The 21,956-nt window shown below is 40.3% G+C and carries 17 protein-coding genes and 1 other annotated feature; of the genes, 8 read left to right on the top strand and 9 right to left on the bottom strand.

All coding sequences use genetic code 11. The features are described from left to right. Window positions 1-7 precede the first annotated feature (7 nt). A complete protein-coding gene (gene hisJ, locus EV282_RS05415) occupies window positions 8-841 on the top strand; it encodes a histidinol-phosphatase HisJ (protein ID WP_242611837.1) in 834 nt (277 codons plus the stop codon). On the opposite strand, the gene refZ is transcribed toward hisJ, so the two are convergent. After that, on the bottom strand, window positions 806-1,492 hold the full coding sequence (gene refZ, locus EV282_RS05410; protein ID WP_130294434.1) for a forespore capture DNA-binding protein RefZ: 687 nt from the start codon (window positions 1,490-1,492) through the stop codon (window positions 806-808). The genes hisJ and refZ overlap by 36 nt on opposite strands. Before the next feature lie 151 nt (window positions 1,493-1,643). Here refZ and EV282_RS05405 point away from each other — a divergent pair, with 151 nt between their 5' ends. Further along, the gene (locus EV282_RS05405) at window positions 1,644-2,129 is read left to right on the top strand and encodes a GAF domain-containing protein (protein ID WP_130294432.1); all 486 of its coding nucleotides are present in this window, start codon (window positions 1,644-1,646) and stop codon (window positions 2,127-2,129) included. 240 nt (window positions 2,130-2,369) lie between these two features. Here EV282_RS05405 and megL read toward each other — a convergent pair whose 3' ends face one another. Then, window positions 2,370-3,548 (bottom strand): methionine gamma-lyase, encoded by a 1,179-nt coding sequence (gene megL / locus EV282_RS05400; protein WP_130294430.1) that lies wholly within the window; start codon window positions 3,546-3,548, stop codon window positions 2,370-2,372. A gap of 346 nt (window positions 3,549-3,894) precedes the next feature. Between megL and rpsD the strand changes: the two genes are divergently transcribed. After that, window positions 3,895-4,497 carry a 30S ribosomal protein S4 gene (rpsD, locus tag EV282_RS05395; RefSeq protein ID WP_130294428.1) on the top strand — a complete coding sequence of 201 codons (603 nt, stop codon included), beginning with the start codon at window positions 3,895-3,897 and terminating at the stop codon, window positions 4,495-4,497. A gap of 485 nt (window positions 4,498-4,982) precedes the next feature. On the opposite strand, the gene EV282_RS05390 is transcribed toward rpsD, so the two are convergent. From EV282_RS05390 to tyrS, 3 genes are all read right to left on the bottom strand, one after another. Further along, window positions 4,983-5,912 carry a methyl-accepting chemotaxis protein gene (locus EV282_RS05390; protein WP_130294426.1) on the bottom strand — a complete coding sequence of 310 codons (930 nt, stop codon included), beginning with the start codon at window positions 5,910-5,912 and terminating at the stop codon, window positions 4,983-4,985. 136 nt (window positions 5,913-6,048) lie between these two features. Continuing rightward, window positions 6,049-6,951: an aldo/keto reductase gene (locus tag EV282_RS05385; protein ID WP_130294424.1), complete on the bottom strand. Its 903-nt coding sequence runs from the start codon at window positions 6,949-6,951 to the stop codon at window positions 6,049-6,051. A gap of 65 nt (window positions 6,952-7,016) precedes the next feature. After that, window positions 7,017-8,276, bottom strand: coding sequence for a tyrosine--tRNA ligase (gene tyrS, locus EV282_RS05380; RefSeq protein ID WP_130294423.1), 1,260 nt, complete (start codon window positions 8,274-8,276; stop codon window positions 7,017-7,019). Between the two features lie 52 nt (window positions 8,277-8,328). After that, window positions 8,329-8,554: a binding site (T-box leader), on the bottom strand. Window positions 8,555-8,679: 125 nt separating this feature from the next. Here tyrS and EV282_RS05375 point away from each other — a divergent pair. After that, window positions 8,680-11,550 carry a transglycosylase domain-containing protein gene (locus tag EV282_RS05375; protein WP_242611836.1) on the top strand — a complete coding sequence of 957 codons (2,871 nt, stop codon included), beginning with the start codon at window positions 8,680-8,682 and terminating at the stop codon, window positions 11,548-11,550. Between the two features lie 29 nt (window positions 11,551-11,579). On the opposite strand, the gene acsA is transcribed toward EV282_RS05375, so the two are convergent. Then, on the bottom strand, window positions 11,580-13,295 hold the full coding sequence (gene acsA, locus EV282_RS05370; protein WP_130294419.1) for an acetate--CoA ligase: 1,716 nt from the start codon (window positions 13,293-13,295) through the stop codon (window positions 11,580-11,582). Between the two features lie 160 nt (window positions 13,296-13,455). Between acsA and EV282_RS05365 the strand changes: the two genes are divergently transcribed. The 3 genes from EV282_RS05365 to EV282_RS05355 are packed head-to-tail and all read left to right on the top strand — an operon-like array spanning window position 13,456 to window position 15,927. After that, window positions 13,456-14,088 carry a GNAT family N-acetyltransferase gene (locus tag EV282_RS05365; protein WP_130294418.1) on the top strand — a complete coding sequence of 211 codons (633 nt, stop codon included), beginning with the start codon at window positions 13,456-13,458 and terminating at the stop codon, window positions 14,086-14,088. A gap of 44 nt (window positions 14,089-14,132) precedes the next feature. After that, window positions 14,133-14,783 carry an acetoin utilization AcuB family protein gene (locus EV282_RS05360; protein WP_130294416.1) on the top strand — a complete coding sequence of 217 codons (651 nt, stop codon included), beginning with the start codon at window positions 14,133-14,135 and terminating at the stop codon, window positions 14,781-14,783. Beyond that, the gene (locus tag EV282_RS05355; protein ID WP_130294414.1) at window positions 14,773-15,927 is read left to right on the top strand and encodes an acetoin utilization protein AcuC; all 1,155 of its coding nucleotides are present in this window, start codon (window positions 14,773-14,775) and stop codon (window positions 15,925-15,927) included. Before EV282_RS05360 ends, EV282_RS05355 begins: the two co-directional genes overlap by 11 nt. Window positions 15,928-16,181: 254 nt before the next feature. Here the strand turns inward: EV282_RS05355 and EV282_RS05350 are convergent, their stop codons facing one another. From EV282_RS05350 to EV282_RS05340, 3 genes are all read right to left on the bottom strand, one after another. After that, window positions 16,182-16,883: a 5'-methylthioadenosine/adenosylhomocysteine nucleosidase gene (locus EV282_RS05350; protein ID WP_130294412.1), complete on the bottom strand. Its 702-nt coding sequence runs from the start codon at window positions 16,881-16,883 to the stop codon at window positions 16,182-16,184. A 247-nt stretch (window positions 16,884-17,130) separates the two neighbouring features. Next, window positions 17,131-18,129, bottom strand: coding sequence for a catabolite control protein A (gene ccpA, locus EV282_RS05345; RefSeq protein WP_130294410.1), 999 nt, complete (start codon window positions 18,127-18,129; stop codon window positions 17,131-17,133). 243 nt (window positions 18,130-18,372) lie between these two features. Continuing rightward, window positions 18,373-19,461, bottom strand: coding sequence for a bifunctional 3-deoxy-7-phosphoheptulonate synthase/chorismate mutase (locus EV282_RS05340; RefSeq protein ID WP_130294408.1), 1,089 nt, complete (start codon window positions 19,459-19,461; stop codon window positions 18,373-18,375). A 128-nt stretch (window positions 19,462-19,589) separates the two neighbouring features. Between EV282_RS05340 and EV282_RS05335 the strand changes: the two genes are divergently transcribed. After that, window positions 19,590-21,743: a cell division protein FtsA gene (locus EV282_RS05335; protein WP_242611835.1), complete on the top strand. Its 2,154-nt coding sequence runs from the start codon at window positions 19,590-19,592 to the stop codon at window positions 21,741-21,743. Window positions 21,744-21,956: the final 213 nt, after the last annotated feature.

Here is a 21,956-nt window from a genome sequence, read left to right as displayed (position 1 = left end):
AAAAAGGTTGTATTATGATGGACACGTCCATACTCCGTTTTGTCCGCATGGGTCTGATAACTCATTCGAAAAGTATATTGAAAGAGCTATATCTCTAGGTATAAAAGGGATCTCGTTTACCGAACATGCCCCGTTACCTAAAAATTTTGCTGATCCTGCTCCTGCTAAAGACAGTGCCATGCTGTATTCAGATCTGACTCATTATTTTCAAAAGCTGCAGGAAGTAAAAAAGACTTACCAAAAATTCATTACGATTAAATCAGGTTTGGAAATTGACTATATTGAGGGATATGAACTGGAAACAGAACAATTGCTTCGTGAAGTCTGGCCAGAACTGGACGATGCCATACTTTCTGTTCACTTTCTGCAGATCGAGGGAAAACATTTTTGCATGGATTATGACGAGAAGGTTTTTGAAGAGATGATCAGGAAATCGGGCAGTTTAGCATCTGTTTATAAACAGTATTTTTCTGCGGTTGAAAAGTCGGTTAAACACTCATTTGGAAACTTTCAGCCGCTTAGAATCGGTCATATAACCCTAGCTAAAAAGTTTCAGAAGCTGTTCCCAGCAGATTTCGGTATCGAAGAAGATATAAATAATATTCTGCTTGAAATCTCTGAACGCGGAATGTCTCTAGACTATAATGGTGCCGGTGTTGTTAAACCTTTTTGTGGTGAACCGTATCCCCCAAGCTGGATTATAAAAGAAGCACAAAAAAGAAAAATCCCTCTCGTATACGGGTCAGACGCCCATAGCGCTAAGGGACTCGGTCAAGGATTTCAACAGCTAGACCCATATGCAACATTAACTTCCCCACTTCTCTTGGATAGAGCCAAATAATGGCGCTTGGACAGCAGACAACAGTGGATTTTTTCTTTCGGTCTGACAGACGCACTTATCAAACCAATTAATCATCCACTTTTTGTATGGTTTAATGAACGTCTCCGTTTCAGCTGAAATCTGATAGACTTCAGATAAATACAAAGGATGTAAAAATGGCAGCATCATCATATCTTTGAATTGAATCGTCAAAAAATCTATCGGCTGTTTCCGGAACTCCTTTTTCTTCATACCTTTTTCAAACATCGTTTGCAAAAAATATTTTTCTTTTAAAAGGTAGGTCGACATTAGCTCTCGAACAAGAGTTGAATCAAGCGTCATCTCTCGATAGACGAATCGAGCAAGTGGCAGGTTCTTTTGCTGGTAAACCAATAGCGTCTCAACAAGTTCAATAAAACTGCCTTTAACGGATGAAGAGCTCGAGGTATGATAAACGATCTCGATTCTTCTGATATATCCTTCAAAAAATGAAGTGATCAGTTCTTCAAGCAACCCCTTTTTACCGCCAAAGTGATATGAGATAAGCGCAAGGTTCACATCTGCTTTTTTTGCGATCTGCCTTACAGTCGTACCTTTAAACCCTTGGCTTGTAAAAAGATAAATGGCTGCTTCAGCAATTTTAAGCTTCGTTTCTGCTCGATCTCTCTTCATTTTTTTCACCTTCCTTCCTTAATGTATAAAATTCTTGGGCGGAAGACATAAACCTTTAATAATCGCTCGACAAATAAGGGCTCAAGGGTGTATAGTTCAACATAATTTGATAGGATAGAATAAACAATTTATCAGGTTTGGAGGAATCTTGATGTTTTCCGTTCAACAATATAGTACAGACCGAAATAAAGCTTATGATCTTTTATGCAAACAGCTATCAGCACTTCTTGAAGGCGAAACGAATGCAACAGCAAATCTTGCTAATGCTTCTGCTTTATTGAATCAATTCTTAGATCGAGTAAACTGGGTTGGGTTCTACACATTTGAAGAAGAGTCTAACCAGCTTGTCTTAGGACCTTTTCAAGGACTTCCGGCTTGTGTAAGAATCCCTTTAGGAAAAGGTGTTTGTGGTACTTCTGCTCAGAATCAAGAAACGCTTGTCGTTAAAGATGTACATGAATTTCCTGGACACATCGCATGCGATGCAGCGTCTCAATCCGAAATCGTCGTTCCACTTGTGAAAAATGGGAAACTTTTAGGGGTTTTAGATATCGACAGCCCTGAAAAAGAAAGATTCGATGAAGTGGATCGAGAGAATCTAGAGAAATTCTCAGCTATTCTGCTTCAATACATTTAACCAAATAAGAAGGGGCTGACTTGAATGGCATTTAAATGCCTTATTCTTGTCAGCCCCTTCTTGATTAAATTAACTTCTTTTACGGTACATGTTTCTTTATCCATTACACTTTTGCCGATAAAATGAGGCTTTCCGCCTGAAAACTCTTCATTTCCACCGAAAGATTGTTAACTTTCGCCGATAGACGGCATGAATCCGCCGATTAATAATCATTTTCGCCCCATCATTAATCTTTTCAAATCAGATTCTATTCAATGCCTGTTCCAGGTCACTCCAGATATCTTCCCAAGCTTCCAATCCAACGGATAAGCGAAGAAGCTGATCAGTAATCCCCATTTGCTTTCTGTTTTCCTTAGGAACCACCGCATGTGTCATGGTTGCCGGGTGCTGAATCAACGTTTCAGCGTCACCAAGACTAACCGCAATTTTTATCATTTGTAATGAATTCATAAACGATTGGGCGGCTGCTTTGTCTCCTTTAATCTGAAAGCTGATCAGTCCTCCTGCATTTTTCATCTGTTTATTCGCCAGTTCGTATTGAGGGAACTCAAGGTCACCAGGGAAAAGTATCTTTTCAACTGCTGGATGTTCTTTAAGCAATTCTGCAAGCTTTTTTGCATTTTCACAATGCCGGTCCATTCGAACAGGCAATGTTTTTATACCGCGCAGCAGCAGCCATGCATCAAATGGAGACATGATACCTCCAATATCTTTTTGCGTTGTCATGGCAAGATGACTCATAAGCTCATTGCTTCCTACTGCCAGACCGCCTATAACATCACCATGGCCGCATAAATATTTGGTTGCGCTATGAATGACAACATCACAGCCTAATTCAAGCGGTCGCTGCAAGTATGGCGAAGAAAATGTATTATCTACTACAACAGGTATACTGTATTCTTTTGCGACTCTTGCTACCATCTCAATATCCACAAGCTTCATTGTCGGATTGATTGGTGACTCTATATAAATGACAGTTGTATGATCCGTAATAGCCGATCGCAGTGAATCTTCATCATTCATGGAGTGAAAATCATGTGTAATGTGATATTTTTCTTCCATTAACTGCAACAGACCGAACGTACAGCCATATACACCTTCTGAACAAAGAATATGATCCCCCGTCTTAGTAAGACCAAGTAAAATAGCTGATACTGCTGCCATTCCCGATCCAAAAGCCAGGCCCTTCTCACCTTTTTCCATGGAAGCAATGCGTTCTTCAAGCATCGCAACAGTTGGATTGCTTAACCGTGAATAGATGTATCCTTCTTGCTCACCAGCAAAACGGCTCGCCCCAGTTTCAGCAGTATCAAACACAAATGTAGAGGTCTGAAATATTGGAGGAGACAAACTCCCATTGTGCTGCAAAGCATTGTATCCTTTGTGAATTACTTCTGTTTCAAAGCGTTTTGTATCCATTTCAACTTCTCCTTTTAGGGACGATTTAAAAATGTAAGCGCTTTCCTAATAATTATCATATATGATTGAGTACTTTTTTACAAATTGTCCTCTTATATTTTGTGTTTATAACGTGCTTGGTTGACACAAGGGTCAAAAAAAGTATATACTGTTCTTTGTGTAAAATAAGTAGCACTGTGCCCATCAACAGTTATTATTTTGTACCTTGATTCTTGATATCGAGGAACACCGTGTAGCTTCATGGCTGCTGAAGTGAAAGTGTTTTTCATACAAAATAAGCTCTTGAAAAGGTCATAGTCACTGTATTGTTTTAACACAAAACAAACAAGTGAAGGAGGAGTCATTAATGGCTCGTTATACAGGTTCAACATGGAAAGTTTCCCGTCGTCTTGGAATTTCTCTAAGCGGAACAGGAAAAGAATTATCTAAGCGTCCTTACGCTCCAGGACAACATGGTCCTACTCAACGTAAGAAAATCTCTGAATATGGTTTACAACTACAAGAGAAGCAAAAGCTTCGTTTCATGTACGGTGTAAATGAGCGTCAATTCCGCCGCATTTTCAATGATGCTGGTAAAATGCCTGGTATCCATGGTGAAAACTTCATGGCTCTATTAGAAGCTCGTTTAGATAACGTTGTTTACCGTCTTGGTCTTGCTCGCACTCGCCGTGCAGCTCGTCAGTTAGTAAACCACGGTCACATCACAGTTAACGGAAAGCGTGTTGATATCGCTTCTTACCGTCTATCTGCTGGAGATGTAATCGGTGTTCGTGAAAAGTCACGCAACCTTTCTGCTGTTAAAGAAGCAATCGAAGTAAACAACTTCGTACCTGACTTCTTAACTTTTGACGAAAACAAATTGGAAGGTTCTTTCACTCGCTTACCAGAGCGTTCTGAACTTCCAGCTGAGATCACAGAACAACTTATCGTTGAATACTATTCTCGTTAAGAGTTTAAAAACCCTGACACCTTTATTGGTTTCAGGGTTTTTCTTTTTTCGAGGTCTTTTCGTTGTTGCTCTTCGATAGTAGTTGATTTCCGCTTCAGGTTGCTCGCTTTCCATGGGGCGTGCGGTGAGCCTCCTGCCGCTTTGCGCCATTAGGAGTCTTCACCTGACCGCTCGTCCCATAGGAGTCTCGCACCTTACGCTCCAATCAACTTGCATAAGAAGAAAAAAACAGCAAAAAGCAGTTTTTAGAAGAGCCTGTTTTCGGACATCTAAAGGTAATTGGAAGTTGTCGATTTCCGCTCCAAGCTGCTCGCTTTCTGCGGGGCGTGCGGTGAGCCTCCCTTTCGCTTTGCGCTGCCGGGGTCTCACCTGTCCCGTTGATCCCGCCGGAGTCTCACACCTTGCACTCCAATCAACTCTTCAAAGAAGTTTTAGCATAAAAGAATACATTTAGAAAAGCCGTCTAAAAAACAGACGGCTCTTTTTTATAATATATCCTTAAACTTACTTGCTTTTATGTCTAGCTGGCGAGCTGCTGTTTCGATTCCTGTAAATTCTTCCATGGCTTGTGTAATAAGCTTTTGACTGTTTGCGATACCTAGCTGAGACCGGTGGGTTACATCACTGATTCTTTTTATTTCATTTGAAATACCTTCAATGTGCGAATTAACTTCCTGAATGGAATCCTGTACGCGGTTGGCTAATTTACGAACCTCTACTGCAACCACATTAAAGCCTCTTCCATGATCACCAGCGCGCGCTGCTTCTATAGCTGCATTTAAAGCTAATAGGTTGGTCTGAGTCGCAATTTCTCGAATCGTTTTAACAATATCCTCTATTGAAGCCGCTTGCTTTTTTAATGAAGTTAAAATTTCTAGGTTCTCAGTAGATTCATTAACAAGCTTCTCAGTAGCTGATGCTACTTCTCCGCTCTTATTGATCCCCTCTTCAGCGCGGTTAAGCAGTTCTGCCGCCATCTGTTGCAATTGAGAGACGACTTCTACCGTATTTTCTTCTCTCTCTGTTATGTCAGTTGCAATCTTAACAACAGCCATAACATTACCATCTTCATCTCTTACTGGTGTATAAGTTGCTTCCAGCCAGATCAACCGGTTTGATTTTGTAACCCTTTGTATCTTTTCCTGAAAAGTCTTTCCTTCACGCAAGCTTTTCCAAAAGGCATCATACTCTTTGCTTCTTGCAAACTCTTCTGTACAAAATTGTTTATGTAACAGACCTGGCATCTCACCCTGTTCATATTCCACGGTTTTTGCAAAATTGCTGTTAGCCCAAAGCACTTTTCCCTGCGGGGTGAATTCAATCATCGCAACCGATTTTTCGATAGCAGCAAGCACTGCACCTTCATTTAACACTTGTGTACTCGTAGTGTGATTTTTCTCCATGATCAATGCCATTTCGTTTCCCCATTTAAGTAGTTTTTATTTCTAATATTATACTATTTAGTTATTCATTACTAATTATATAGCTGATTTTGGATAAATAAAAAAACCTCTTAACAGAATTTCATTCGTTAAGAGGTTCAAGCTAGTGTTAATCTACTTCTTTTCCCATACTTTCTTGAAGGATATCAAACCATTGTTCACGTGTTAATGTGATATTTGCGGCATTGACCGCTGACTGAATCCGATTCATTTGTCCGCTGCCAACGATCGGCATTACTTGTGCCGGATGAACCAGAAGCCATGCATAAGCAACCTCATCTATCGATTCAGCACCTGTTTCTTTAGCTACTTTCTCAAGGACGTTCCTTGCTTTAAGGCTTTTTTCATCCTGTCCTTTAAAAAGTTTCCCTCCAGCTAAAGGAGACCAAGCCATTGGTTTAATATATTCTTTTTGGAGGTAGTTGATCGTGCCATCAAAGAATGGCTGTTCATGCAGCACTGATAGTTCGATCTGATTTGTCACCAATGGTCCATTGAATTCACGCTGCAGCATCTCCATTTGGGGCGGTGTGAAATTAGAAACCCCAAAGTGCCTTACTTTTCCTTCTTCTTTTAATTGATGAAAAGCTTCAGCCGTTTCGTACGGATCCATAAAAGGATCTGGACGGTGAATCAAAAGAACATCCAGATAATCTGTGTTCATCTTTTGCAAGGAATTCTCAGCAGACGAGATGATATGTTCTTTGCTTGTGTCGTAGGATTTTATCTTATGGTGAGGTCTGTTTTCCGATACCAGTTTAATCCCGCATTTTGTAACGATTTGGATCTCTTTTCTTAATGATGGTTTTAGAGCAAGAGCTTGTCCAAAGATTTCTTCACACATATAATTCCCATAAATATCTGCATGATCGAATGTCGTAATGCCTGCTTCTATACATTGCTCCATAAGATTCAGTAATTCTTCAGACGTTAAGTTCCATTCAGCTAATCGCCAGTGTCCATGAATGATTTGTGAGAAAGAAAGATCTTCTGCAATTTGAATTCTTTTCATGACCGCACATCCTTTTCCGTAAATAGAGAAGAACCCTATGTTAAAGGGTTCTTTCCACTATATATTTAGTATCTGATTAATGTGTACTTCTTCTTCCCTCTTCTGAGGATAACAAAACGGTTTTCGATTCTGTCTTTCGAATCAATCGTGTATGAGAGGTCTTGAACCTTTTCACCATTTACTGATACCGCACCGTTAGTTACGTCTTCTCTTGCCTGACGCTTAGATGGAGAAATCTTTGCTTCAACCAGAAGATCTACAATGTTCATGTCTGCTTGATTCTCTACAGAAAACGATGGAACATCTTTAAATCCTTGTTCAATTTCATTTGCTGTAAGGTCGCTAAGATTCCCGCTGAATAATGCTTCAGTAATTTTAACAGCTTGAAGGTACGCTTCTTCTCCATGAACAAGTGTTGTTACTTCACGCCCTAAAGCTTTTTGTGCTTCACGCTTTTCAGGAGCTTCAGCCATTGATTTTTCAAGTTCTGCAATCTGGTCCTGAGATAAGAATGTAAAGTATTTCAGCCAATTAATAACGTCAGCATCTGCTGCATTCACCCAGAACTGGTAGAACTCATATGGAGTCGTTTTGTCAGCATCTAACCAAATCGTACCTGATGCTGTTTTCCCAAACTTTGTGCCATCCGCTTTAGTAATCAAAGGAATCGTCAATCCAAAAGCCTTCTCTTCTTCTCCGGATCGTCTGATTAACTCCATTCCGGCCGTAATGTTGCCCCATTGATCACTTCCGCCGATCTGCAGCTTTATATCTTCTTTTTGGAAAAGATTTAAGAAGTCATATGACTGTAAAATCATGTATGAAAACTCAGTAAAAGAAATACCGCCTTCTAAACGTGAATCTACAGAATCCTTGGCAAGCATGTAGTTTATTGAGAAGTTCTTCCCTACATCACGCAAGAATTCAATCATTGTCAGCTGACTAAGCCAATCGTAGTTATTCACTGTATTTGCCGGGTTACCTTCTCTTTCAAAATCAAGAAGTCTGGAAAGCTGGCTTTTAATTTTTTCTGTCCATTGAACAACGATTTCAGCTTCGTTTAATGTTCTTTCTGTCTGTCTTCCGCTTGGATCCCCAATCAGACCTGTACCTCCCCCGACAAGAGCAAAAGGCTGATGCCCAGCTTCCTGAAATCTTTTTAATGTAAGAATCGGAAGTAAGTTACCAATATGGAGACTGTCAGCGGTAGGGTCAAATCCGCAGTAGAGCTTTACTTTCCCGCTTTCAAGTTCTTGTTCAAGTCCTTCTCGATCTGTAACCTGATTAAGAAGACCTCTAAATTCTAAGTCTTGTAAAATGTTCATCTCTTTCTTTCCTTTCTCTTTTTAATGGCATAAAAAAAGTCCCTTTCAAATTGAAAGGGACGTGATTACAATCTCGCGGTACCACCCTAATTAAAAGCTCGATAAAAAAAGCTTTTCACTTCATTTCGTAACGGTTTCTATCCGTTCCTTGCTACTTAACGGTTCACAAGGAAAGCTCCAGGAGGTAATTCACAAACTGCCTTTGTGCTGGTTTGCATCAACCACCAGCTTTCTGAAACAGGGAGACATCTGCTACTTATTCCTATCTTAGCTATATCATTATTATTGTTCTTTTATTTTTACCATATGGACGAAATTCATGTCAATCTTATAATTTCAAAAAAACTGCCCATTTTCACAATTCGACCGTATGTTATACTTATACACAGGGGGGGAGTACCAAATGATGTCTCATTTTGATGGACTTAAACAAAAATGGGAGAAATTTGTCCACTTTTTGAATGAAAAAAGTATTATTCGAACAGCACGAATTACATATAACGTTACTTGGAACATGTTTTTGATCGTTACCGTTCTTCTTGTTTTGGGTGGTGTTTTCGCAGCAGGAGTAGGAGCAGGATTCTTTGCCTCACTAGTAAAGGATGAACCCGTACGCGCTTACTCAGCTATGAAAGAAGACATCTATAATTACGAGGAAACAAGTACTGTTTATTTTGATAACGATCAATACATGGGTAAACTTCAATCAGACTTGGACAGGCAAGAAATTAAATTAAAAGACGTTTCTCCATACGTAATTAAAGCAATTATCTCTACAGAAGATCAATATTTTTATGAACATAAAGGCATAGTGCCAAAAGCGATTCTGCGTGCGATGTATGAAGAATTTTCAGGAGCCGCAATCGTAACAGGCGGAAGTACGCTGACACAGCAGTTAATAAAAAATCAGATTCTTACAAATGAAGTTTCATTTGATAGAAAAGCAAAAGAAATACTTCTAGCTATGCGACTTGAAAAAGTGTTAAAGAAAGATGAGATCCTTGAGGCATATCTCAATATCGTCCCTTATGGCCGGAATTCTTCTGGACGAAACGTGGCAGGAATACAGGCAGCATCTGAAGGTATATTTGGAGTAGAAGCTTCCAAGCTTAATCTGGCACAATCCGCTTACATAGCAGGACTTCCAAAGAACCCGTTCGTGTACACGCCTTTCAACAATGGCGGTGAGCCAAAAGAAGATATTTCAGCAGGATTAAAACGGATGAAAACTGTCCTAAACCGCATGCTATCAGCTGGCTCGATTACACAAGCTGAATACGATGAAGCGATTAAATATGACATTAAGAAAAATTTAACGACTAATAAGCAATCTTCTTTTGAAAAGTATCCGTTTTTAACCGTTGAAATACAAAAACGTACAGTTGAAGTTCTCACCAAATTAGAGGCTGAAAAAGACGGTAAAAAAGTAGAAGAACTAAGCCCTGAAGAATTAAAAGAATATAAAGACAATGCACGTACTCAAATCAGGCAAAAAGGAATTAAAATTCATACCACGATCAACCAAAAAATATATGATGAAATGCAGCAGGTAGTTAAGAATGATGGTTTATTCGGACCAGCAAATCAATATGTATACAACAATAAAGGTCAGCGAATTAAACTTGAAAAGCCTCAGCCTGAAGAAGTTGGAGCGACATTAATTGATAATAAAACTGGAAAGATAATCAGTTTTGTTGGCGGACGTGATTTTAATAGAGAACAAACGAACCACGCGACAAGCGCACCTAGACAAAACGGTTCAACGATGAAACCATTGCTTGCCTATTCATATGCGGTTGAAACAGGTAAAGTTCAGCCAGGAACAATCGTACCTGATACACCAATCGACATAAATGGTTGGAAACCTAACAACTACGATAAAGATTTCGATGGTCTAGTATCTGTTCGTCATTCACTTAAGAAATCTAGAAATATTCCTGCTATCAGATCTTATCAAAGAGTAGACCATGCGAAAGCTACTGAAAAGCTGATTCAAATGGGGGTTACTACTCTTACTAAAGGTGATAGAGCCCATACTGCAATGGCGCTTGGTGCTCTTGATATTGGGGTTACTGTTGAAGAAAACGTAAATGCTTTTTCTACATTTGCAAACAGCGGGAAATTTGTTGATGCTTATATGATTGATAGAATTGAAACAAATGACGGTGAAGTTATCTATCAGCACAAGAGTGAACCGAAACAGGTTTATAGCCCGCAGACGGCCTATCTAATGATTGATATGATGAGAGATGTACTTTCATCTGGTACTGCAGCAGGTGTACCTCGAAAACTTGCATTCCAGTCTGATTGGGCTGGCAAGACAGGAACTACCAATGAAGACAAAGATTCATGGTTTGTAGCCTCTAACCCTAATGTGACATTCGGAGTTTGGATCGGATATGACACACCTGCTGATTTAGCTGGTAACACAGGCCAAAGAAATCAGACCATATGGGCTCAGCTTATTAATGCAGCACATAAACATGCACCTCAATTAGTTGACCCAGAACAAAGATTTGCGATGCCATCAGGAATTGTGCGACGTGAAATCTGCGGAATCTCTGGCAAACTTCCATCAGATCTTTGCCGAAGTGCGGGTCTTGTGACAACTGATTTGTTCAATGCCAAGTTTACTCCTAAAGAAGTAGATGATACCTTAACAAAAGGCCGTTATGTAGTTGTCGGAGACGCAAAATATAAAGCACTGCCTACTACACCTGAAGAATTTACTAAAGAGGGTGTACTTATTAAAGAAGAGTTCTTAAAGGAACTCGGATTAGAAACACTGAATAAGCTAACTCAGAAAATTGATCTCTTGAGCAACATCGTTCCTGAGAAAGAATTAAAAGAGAATGGAAAAGTCCCTTCGCCTGTTGCAGGAGCGAAAATGTCCGATGGCGTATTATCATGGTCTGCTCATGGTGAGAATGATGTAATCGGCTACCGAATCTACCATTCAGCAGATGGCAAGTCCTTTAAGAAAATAGGTTCAGTTGCAGCAGATAAAACATCTGCGAAAGTCTCTAACGGAGTCGTCTATGTTACAGCGGTTGATATTGCTGGAAAAGAATCAGCTGCTCAGACAAAGGTTCAAGTCGGGGAAAAGAAACCGCCTGCAGAACCCGGAACTCCTCCGCCACCGCCTGGCGGAGACGGAGATAAACCAGACAAGCCACAGGACCCTCCACCGCCTCCAACTGATCCAGGCACAGGAGATCCACCTCCAGCAACGACACAAGGTAATAATAAGAAAGACAAAAAACCCTCGAATTGATTCGAGGGTTTTTGTTTTCTTTTATACTTTTAGTCTTCCATTGTTGAAAGGTCACCTGTTGGAAGATCAAGCTCCCAAGCTTTTAGTACACGGCGCATAATTTTACCGCTTCGTGTTTTAGGAAGCTTATCGCGGAATTCGATCTCACGAGGAGCCGCATGTGCTGCTAGTCCTGATTTAACAAAACTTCTAATCTCTTCAATGAGCTCGTCGTTCGGTTCATAGCCAGAACGCAAGGCGATGAATGCTTTGATAATTTCACCTCGCACAGGATCAGGTTTACCAATTACACCTGCTTCTGCTACAGCCGGATGTTCAACAAGCTTACTTTCCACTTCAAAAGGTCCTACACGTTCTCCTGAAGTCATGATCACATCGTCAATTCTACCCTGGAACCAGAAATATCCGTCTTCATCCATATAAGCTGAATCACCCGATACATACCAGCCACCAGGAGTAAAATAGGAATCATACTTTTCAGGGTTGTTCCAAATTTTGCGCATCATTGACGGCCAGCCCTTTTTAATCGCAAGGTTACCCATGCGGTAAGGAGGCAAGATATTATCTTGATCATCAATAATTGCCGCTTCAACACCAGGGAATGGTTTCCCCATTGAGCCCGGTTTAATCTCCATCGCAGGATAGTTACTGATCAATTGGCCACCAGTTTCAGTCATCCACCAGTTATCATGAATTCGAAGATTAAATACCTTCATTCCCCATCGGACGACTTCAGGGTTTAGAGGTTCTCCTACACTCAGGATATGACGCAGAGTGGACAGATCAAATTGTTTCACAACCTCATCACCAGCACCCATCAGCATACGGAAAGCTGTAGGGGCACTGTACCATACTGTTACGCCATATTTTGCAATAGTTCCATACCAGTCTTCCGGTGAAAAGCGTCCTCCTCTTATGACACTGGAAGCACCGTTCAGCCATGGTCCAAAGATGCCATAAGAAGTTCCAGTTACCCAGCCTGGGTCTGCTGTACACCAGTATACATCTTCCTCTTTTAAATCTAGAACCCATTTAGAAGTCTGATAGTGCTGCAGCATTGCGTTGTGTACATGCAGCACACCTTTCGGCTTACCTGTTGAACCTGATGTATAATGAAGGATTAATCCATCTTCACGGTCAACCCATTCAATATCGAGATCTTTAGAGGCTTTAGCCATGCGATCATAGTAACTTACATATGGACCTTCTTCTTTCACGTCTTCTCCAACAAGAATTACATGTTTTAAGTTTGGCAGTTCATTCACAGGTACACGTTCTAACAGCGAAGGAGTTGTTACCAGTACTTTCGCTTCACTGTCTTCAAGTCTGTCTCTTACCGCACCTTCCATAAATGCTTCAAAGAGCGGACCAACAATGGCTCCTAATTTGACAGAACCTAGGAATGCGAAATAAAGCTCAGGTGAACGCGGCATAAAAATAAAAACACGATCCCCTTTTTCTACTCCTAACTGGCGCAGCATGTTTCCTGCTTTATTGGACATTTCCTTCATTTCTTTAAACGTGTACTTCTCGTCCCTCTTTTGATCTGAAAAATAGAGAGCGACTTTGTTTTTTCGATGGGATGCAGCATGACGGTCAATGGCTTCATACGCCATATTTACTCGACCTGTCTTATGCCAGGAGAATTCTTTTTCAATGTCTTTCCAATCAAATGCTCCGTATGCTGCCTCATAATCTTGTAAATTAAAATCACCTTTTATTATCGGAAGCGCTTCCAGTTTCATTGCTATTTCTCCCTTCCCTATTGAATATCTCTTCAAGTATAACATATTATCAAAATTTTTTAACTTATTAGAACTATCTATAAAAAGGCTTATGAAACCCCTTACAATGCCCCGATATCATGTATAATAGAAGGTGGAAACAATCCTAGGTGGTGTAGACATGAAACACAATAAAACATATAACTGCGTAGCATTAAAAACATCTCATGGCACAATAACCGTTGAAGGACCCGTGTCAGCCGAAACACTGAAAGGTCTTTATTTTCATGAGGATCTAAAAGCGTTCAGACCAGCTAACGAGCAGAAAAAAGCGGTTACTGAAATCGCTAAGCTGGATGAAGGAAGAATTATTATCGCAAGAAATAAAGATACCGTTATCGGCTATGTTACATACGTGTATCCTGATCCTCTTGAACGATGGTCAGAGGGCAACATGGAAAATCTGCTTGAGCTTGGAGCTATTGAAGTAATACCTGATTATCGAAATTTCAAGGTTGGCAAAACACTTTTAAAAGTTTCGATGATGGATGATGCGATGGAAGATTACATCATTATCACAACTGAGTATTATTGGCATTGGGATTTAAAAGGAACGAAGCTTTCTGTTTGGGATTATCGAAAGATCATGGAAAAAATGATGAATGCAGGTGACCTGGAATATATGGCTACCGATGATCCTGAAATCAGTTCACATCCTGCAAACTGTTTAATGGTGCGTATCGGAAAGCGAATCGACATGGATAGCGTGCAGCGGTTTGATCGAATCCGTTTTAAGAATCGGTTTATGTATTAATTCTACTGAATATAGAGAGAGAATTTATTTGGGAGTGGTATATTGTGATCGTTCAAAATATGATGCAAAAGAACACAGTGACAATTCATGCGGAAGAAACGATTGGAACAGCCCTTAAACTTATGCTTGAAAAAGATGTACGTTACCTTCCTGTTGTGGATGACAGCCGCAATTTGTTGGGTCTAGTTACTGACCGGGAAGTAAAAGATGCAAGTCCATCGATTTTTCATCAAAATGAACATCCAGAAGACTTTCAGAAGCCTGTGTCCAAGATTATGAAAGATGCAGTTTTCACAGCACATCCATTGGATATTGCAGAAGAGCTCTCAACTATTTTTTACGAACATAACATTAGCTGCATTCCCGTTTTAGAAGATAACAAACTAGTAGGTTTGGTCACGGAACGTGAAATGCTTCATGCATTTATTCAATTAACAGGAACTCATCAGCCAGGCTCTCATTTGGAAGTTGCTGTACCTAACGAAGCAGGCCAGCTGGCGAAAGTTGCCAGTGTATTAAAGGATTTTCATTTAAATATCAGCTCTGTACTCGTTTACCCTTCTCATGATGAAAAAGAGAAGATCGTTGTTTTCAGAGTGGGAACAATGAACCCTCTCCCCGTGATTGAACATTTAATAGATCATGGCTATGAAGTAAAATGGCCTCCTGTTCCAGGTGAGAACAATGGCAAATGATTCTGTCTTTGTTTATTCACCAGACCTCTTAGGCTATAAATTCAATGATACCCATCCCTTCAATCAGCTTAGAGTTCAGCTGGCTTATGAACTATTAAGAGAATCAGGCTGTCTTGATGACAGCAAGATTGTCCTTCCTAGACAGGCAACAGACGAGGAAATCATGCTCATTCATGACAAAGGTTATGTGGAGGCCGTTAAAAAAGCGGGAGAAGGAAAGCTTAGTAAAGAAATCGGACTTAATTATGGACTTGGCACGGAAGATACACCGATCTTCCAAAACATGCATGAAGCAAGCAGCTGGATTGTTGGAGCTACACTTACGGCCGTCGATTGGGTCATGGAAGGTAAAGCAAAGCATGCACTCAGTTTGAGCGGAGGACTTCATCACGGGTTTAGAGGTAAAGCATCCGGTTTTTGTATCTACAATGACAGCTCAATCGCTATTGAATATATGAAGAAAAAGTATAAAGCACGTGTACTGTATGTAGATACAGATGCACATCACGGCGACGGTGTGCAATGGGCTTTTTATGACGATCCTGATGTATGCACGTTATCAATTCATGAAACGGGAAGATATTTATTCCCAGGAACAGGCTCCATTCATGAAAAAGGTGCGGGGAAAGGGTATGGCTATTCTTTTAACGTTCCTGTTGATGCCTTTACTGAAGATGATTCATTTTTAGAATGCTATGAAAAGAGCCTATGGGAAGTTGCTGACTTTTTTAAACCCGATGTTATCATCACCCAGAATGGGGCGGACGCTCACTATTATGATCCTCTAACCCACTTATCTGTTACGATGAAAACCTATGCTGAAATACCAAGAATAGCAAAAGAAGTAGCAGACAAGTACTGTGGCGGGCGCTGGATAGCAACAGGCGGAGGCGGATATGATATTTGGCGTGTCGTGCCGAGAGCATGGTCATACTTATGGTGTGTAATGAATGATCATTTACCTGCTGGTCCGATCGCAGAGGGCTGGCTTACACGCTGGGATGAAGAAGCCAAGCATCCATTGCCTCGTACATGGGAAGATGAAGCTAGCATCTATAAGCCGATTCCAAGAAAAGATGAAATCACTTCAAAAAACAGGGCAACACTTGAAAAAAGCCTGTATTCCATTCGAAAAAGCTCATAAGAAAAGGAGGTCTCCAGCTGGAGACCTCCTTTTTGAATCCTATTCAATGTCGATTGTTGATAATCGCACGTTAAAAGAAATATTCACACGTTATATTAGATAATCGCACGTTAGCGTATATTAATCGCACGTTATTTTAACAATAAGCGATTTTCGACAAAGTCTCTTATTCCCTCTGCAAAATAGCAGCATTCTTTATTAAAAAAACTGACTCAATCAGGCAGATATCTTCCTGCCTTGAGCCAGCCTTATTTTTATAGGGATTCTATAATAGATTCAACCATATCAGATGAACGTCTTGCTGCAAGTGCAGTAAATTCACCAAAGCTCGCGGGGGCTTCACCGTTCGCTTTATCCGAAATAGAACGGATAATAACAAACGGCACCTCGTTCAAGAAGCAAGCTTGAGCTACAGCTGATCCTTCCATCTCGATGCACGTTCCATTAAATGAAGTACCAAAATACTCAACTAGATCTCGATCCGCAATGAACTGATCACCGCTTAAAACTTTACCGACCTTCACTTGTGGTCCTGAAAGATTCTCAGCTGCTGCCTCTGCCAGTTTAACAAGCTTCTCATCTGCTTTGAACTCAGAATCAAAGGCGAACATAGGAATCGTTCCCTTCGGAAAATCAGGACTCAATGCAGATGCATCGATATCATGCTGCATCGCGCTTGAGGAAATAACGATGTCTCCAACTTCAAGAACAGGGTCAAGTGCACCAGCAACACCCGTGAATAGGACATGGGTAACTTGGAATCTGTCGATCAAAATCTGTGTAGTAATCGCTGCATTAACTTTACCTACACCAGATTTACACAGTACTACTTCTTTATTATGATGTGTACCTTCATAAAACTTATTTTGTGCGAAAGTGCTTTCCCCATATATATCAAGTGCTTCTTTCATATATACGATTTCTTCATCCATTGCACCGATAATACCAATTCTCAATTCTCCCACCTCATCAAATCGTCTTTACTTGGCTGTTTTAGCAAACTTTGTTGCTTTGAAAGAAGTTGATTTCCGTTCCAGATGCTCCCTTTCCGGGGGGCGTGCGGTGAGCCTCCTGGCACTCTGCGCCTTTAGGAGTCTCACCTGTCACACTCGTCCCCCAGGAGTCTCGCACCTTGTACTCCAATCAACTTTCAATGAAGAAGTAAAATGATCTCAAGCAACAATCTTTTTGAAAAAGAACCTTCTATTTTGTAGAATCTCTAAATTGAATACGATGAGGCAATACAACAGTATGTTCTTCCACCGTTTCTTTGTTCATTAACTTTGTCAGCAATCTCATGGCTACCGCTCCGATATCATACATTGGCTGTACGACTGTTGAAAGGGTTGGACGAACCATAGTCGCAAGTCTGGTGTTGTCAAATCCGATTACTTCAATATCTTCAGGAACATTCAAACCGCGATCTTGTGCGCCATGAATAACACCTAGAGCCATTTCGTCTGTTCCTACAAAAATAGCAGATGGTTTATTATCACTATCAAGGAAAGATTCAACAGCTTCAATACCAGAATCATACGTGTATTCACCAACAAAAACTTGGCTCTCATCCACTTTTTTTCCGTGCTCTTCCAACGCTTTGCGATACCCGTTAAATTTATAGTAGCCGTTAATCGGATCCTCAAGAGGTCCTGTCACCATAGCGACAGATGAGTGTCCCTTTTCCAGAAGATTTGTAACTGCTTCATAAACAGCATTTTCATAATCGATATTTACTGAAGGAACTTCTTCGTTCATGTCTACCGTTGCTGCCATTACAATCGGAACTGGAGCACGCTTGAACTCTTCTACATGCTCTTCTGTAATCTTTCCGCCCATGAACACAATTCCATCTACTTGTTTTCCAAGCAACGTGTTCAATAGATGGATTTCTTTTTCCTTGTTCTGATCAGAGTTACATAAAATAATATTGTATTTATACATCGTCGCAATATCTTCGATACCTCTTGCTAGTTCAGCAAAGAAGATACTTGAGATATCTGGGATGATAACCCCTACCGTTGTCGTTTTTTTACTTGCTAGTCCTCTTGCTACCGCGTTAGGACGATAGCCTAATCTTTCAATTGCTTCTAATACCTTTTTACGTGTAGATGGCTTTACGTTTGGGTTTCCGTTAACAACACGTGAAACCGTTGCCATAGAAACGCCTGCCTCGCGTGCCACGTCATAAATTGTTGTATTCAAAAAAAGTCCTCCTTTTTTACTGCATGTCCGACAGCTATGTAATGCTAATATCATACGATAAAGTAGTAAAGTAGGCAACGAATAGAAGCATGTTTCACGATTTATTCAATAATTGAAATGATTTTAAAAGAAAACATACCTATTTTGTTTATTTTTGGCGAAATTTGAGTTTATCATACTCTTTTTTAATGGCTGACCATAATAAATACCGGCAGCGATTATGCTGCCGGCTAGTGGAACCCTCTATACCATCTGATTGATTTTAATATAGCCTGTTTTAACAAGTTCACTAACGAACTTTTCAAACTCGTTAATGTTCATTTGCTGTGCTGCATCCGACAAAGCCACTGCAGGATCAGGGTGTACTTCTGTCATGACTCCATCAGCTCCAATGGCTAAAGCTGCTTTAGCTGCTGGGAGAAGCAGATCCTTTCTACCTGTAGAATGTGTAACATCTACGAATACAGGCAGATGTGTTTCCTGTTTTAAAATGGGAACAGCTGTTATATCAAGCGTATTTCGAGTTGCTCTTTCATAGGTACGAATCCCTCTCTCACAAAGGATGATCTGACCGTTTCCTTGGGACATGATGTACTCAGCTGAATTAATAAACTCTTCGATTGTAGCGGATAAACCTCTTTTTAATAGAATAGGCTTGTCTATTTTTCCAGCTGCTTTTAGTAATTCGTAGTTTTGCATATTCCTTGCACCGATTTGGATAATATCCAAATACTCAGAAGCCATTTCTAAATCATCTGGATGAACAATTTCACTGATGACTGCACAGTTGTATTCATCCGCAACTTTTTTTAAGATGTTCAATCCTTCAACACCAAGTCCTTGAAAATCGTATGGAGATGTACGAGGTTTAAACGCCCCGCCACGAAGAATTCTCAAGCCTTGGTCCGTTACAGCTTGGGCTACTTCTGCTGTTTGTTCATAGCTTTCTACAGCACAAGGACCGGCAATTAGAATTGGACTTCCGCTTCCGATCTCAGTCCCTTTAACCGATATAACAGTATCCTGTGATCGCTGTTTTCTAGATACGAGCAGGGCTTTTCTATGATCATCTTCTTGCAGTTCCAGACCTGCTTTAAATATTTCTTTAAAAAGATGCTGCATCGTAGCTGTTTCAAATGGACCCTCATTTTCTGAAGCAATTAGGTTCAGCATGTGTCTTTCTCTTACAGGGTCATATTTTTTCATGCCTTGTGCGGTCTTAATCTTTCCGATCTTCTGTACAAGTTCGCCACGTTTACTGATTAACCTTAAGAGCTCTTTATTGATTTCATCAAGCTCGGTCCGTAATGTGTTTAATTCTGGATGATTCATCTATATACACCTCTGTATTTATAAAATGTAAAAAATGTGATACATTTCTAATAATTAGGCTATAAAATTATCAGTTTAAAGCGTTTAAACAATTCCTTACGTCTATCGTATCAAAAAGAGGTGCCTTCGTGGACAAAAAACTTTTATTCGCATTGGATATCGGCACTCGGTCAGTTGTCGGTATGATATTAAAGCAGCATGCAGATGGAAAATATGAAGTTATGCATATGAAAGTTATGGAACATGAAGAGCGTTCTATGCTGGATGGACAAATCCACCACATACCTGCAGTTGCTAAAGTTATAAAGAAAATTAAAGAAGAGCTTGAGCTTGAAACAGGACCGCTCCAAAAAGTTTGTGTCGCAGCCGCTGGACGTGCCCTAAAGACAGTTAAAGGAAGATCCGAAAAGGATATATCTGCTGTTTCCGTAACCTTGCAAGAAGAAGTTATACATTTGGAGCTTGCAGCTGTTCAGCATGCGCAGTTTCAGCTGGCCAGCATGCTGGATGAAAAATCTAACCACATCTATGACTGTGTAGGATATTCGGTTCTTCATTATTACCTGGATGATCAAGAAATCGGAAGCTTCATCGGTCAGCAAGGGTTAACAGCTTCCGTCGAGGTAATCGCAACTTTTCTTCCAAGAGTGGTGGTAGAATCCTTAATTAGAGCTCTGCGAGAAGCCGGCCTGGAGATGGAAGCTTTAACACTTGAGCCAATCGCAGCAATCAATGTACTCATACCCCAATCTATGAGGAAATTAAATGTGGCTCTCGTTGACATAGGAGCAGGAACATCTGATATAGCTTTAACTGATGAAGGTACTGTTGTGGCTTATGGTATGGTTCCTGTTGCAGGAGATGAAATCACTGAAGCGATCAGCTCAGAATTCCTATTGGATTTCCCGGTGGCTGAAGACATGAAGCGATCTCTATATAAAAATGATTTCGTGGAGTATACCGATATTTTAGGATTTTCTTCAAAAAAATCTAAACTCGAAGTTTTGGAAAAAATACAGCCAGCCATTGAAAATCTTGCTGAAAAAATAACGAAAGAAATTCTTCATCTGAATGCAAAGCCACCGCAAGCTGTCATGCTTGTAGGCGGAGGAAGTATGACACCAGGTCTGCGTGAGAAGATTGCAGAAAAGCTTGATTTACCAACAGAACGTGCAGCTATTCGAGGTATTGATGCTATAACATCACTTACTTCATCCATTGAACAGACGGGTCCTGAATTTGTTACCCCTGTTGGGATTGGGATAGCCGCAAGAGAAAATCCTGTAAAATATGTAACCGTTACTGTTAACGATAAAACGATAAGGTTATTCGAAGTAAAAAAACTTACGATTGGGGATGCACTGATAGCTGGCGGCGCTGACCTTTCTAAGCTATATGGAAGACCCGGTATGGGACTTATGATCAAGGTCAATGGTGAAGTAAAAATAATTAAGGGCAGTCTTGGCACCCCACCGCAAATTATTATGAGCGGAAAGGAAGCTTCTCTTTCGGATGAAATTTTTGATGGAGCTTTTATCTCCTATATTGCGGGTGTAAATGGAGCAAATGCCTCGATTGCTGCTAAAGAAGCGGTTAAAGAACATGTAGTGAAAACGATTTTAATTGATGGCGAATCAACAATTATCGAAACACAGTATTATGTTAATCAACAGCCTGTTTCTCCTGAAACTTTATTAAATGACCGGGATGAACTCATTTCTTATTTTCCTGATACGATAGAAGAAGTGATGGAGATACAAGGGTTATACCGAAAAGAAGACACCCCCACTTTCTCTGTAAAAGTTGATGGCAAGCCCGTTCAATTGATCCGCAATAAAAATAATAACATTTATTTAAATGGCATAGACATTGATAGAGCATCAAACTGGGACGATGGGGATCATCTCACATTTGAAGCAGCTGGAGACAAACAGGTAACCTTAAACGAATTACTTGATGTTCTTCAATTAAATCTCCTGCAATCCTGTTCGGTAACATTTAATAATGAAGAAGTTTCACTGACAAAGCCTTTATTCAAGTTCTATCGCAATGGTGAGTCTCTAATGGAAGATTCTATTCTGTTTCTGAATGACGAACTCAATATGGAAAGAACAAAACAGCAGCCTTTTATTTTTCAGGATATTTTTACAAGGGTTGATATTGCAATTTCCCCACGGCCGGGTGAAACATTAATTATTTTAAAAAACAAAGAAAAAGCAGGCTTTCAAACTGAGATTGAAACAGGAGATTCATTAGAATTGAAGTTCGAGGTTCTTATTTAATGGCTGATTTCTATTATCAATTGTTTTTGACACCCTTCGTTGACAAGTTGATTAGAGTGTAAGGTGCGTGCCTACCACCTGAGATGCTTCTCGCAAAGCATGCGACGAGGAAGCTGACATCGCTAGCATTTTACTTGTATACACAGGAGCAAGGGTACTTCCATTAAGCGGGACAGGTGAGACTCCGTCAGCGCGAAGCGATAGGGAGGCTAA

It is taken from the genome of Fictibacillus sp. BK138 (assembly GCF_004216955.1).
In the GTDB taxonomy this organism is placed as follows: Bacteria; Bacillota; Bacilli; order Bacillales; family Fictibacillaceae; genus Fictibacillus.
The sequence above is the reverse complement of the archived record's forward strand: the minus strand, read 5'-3'. Positions and strand labels throughout refer to the sequence as shown.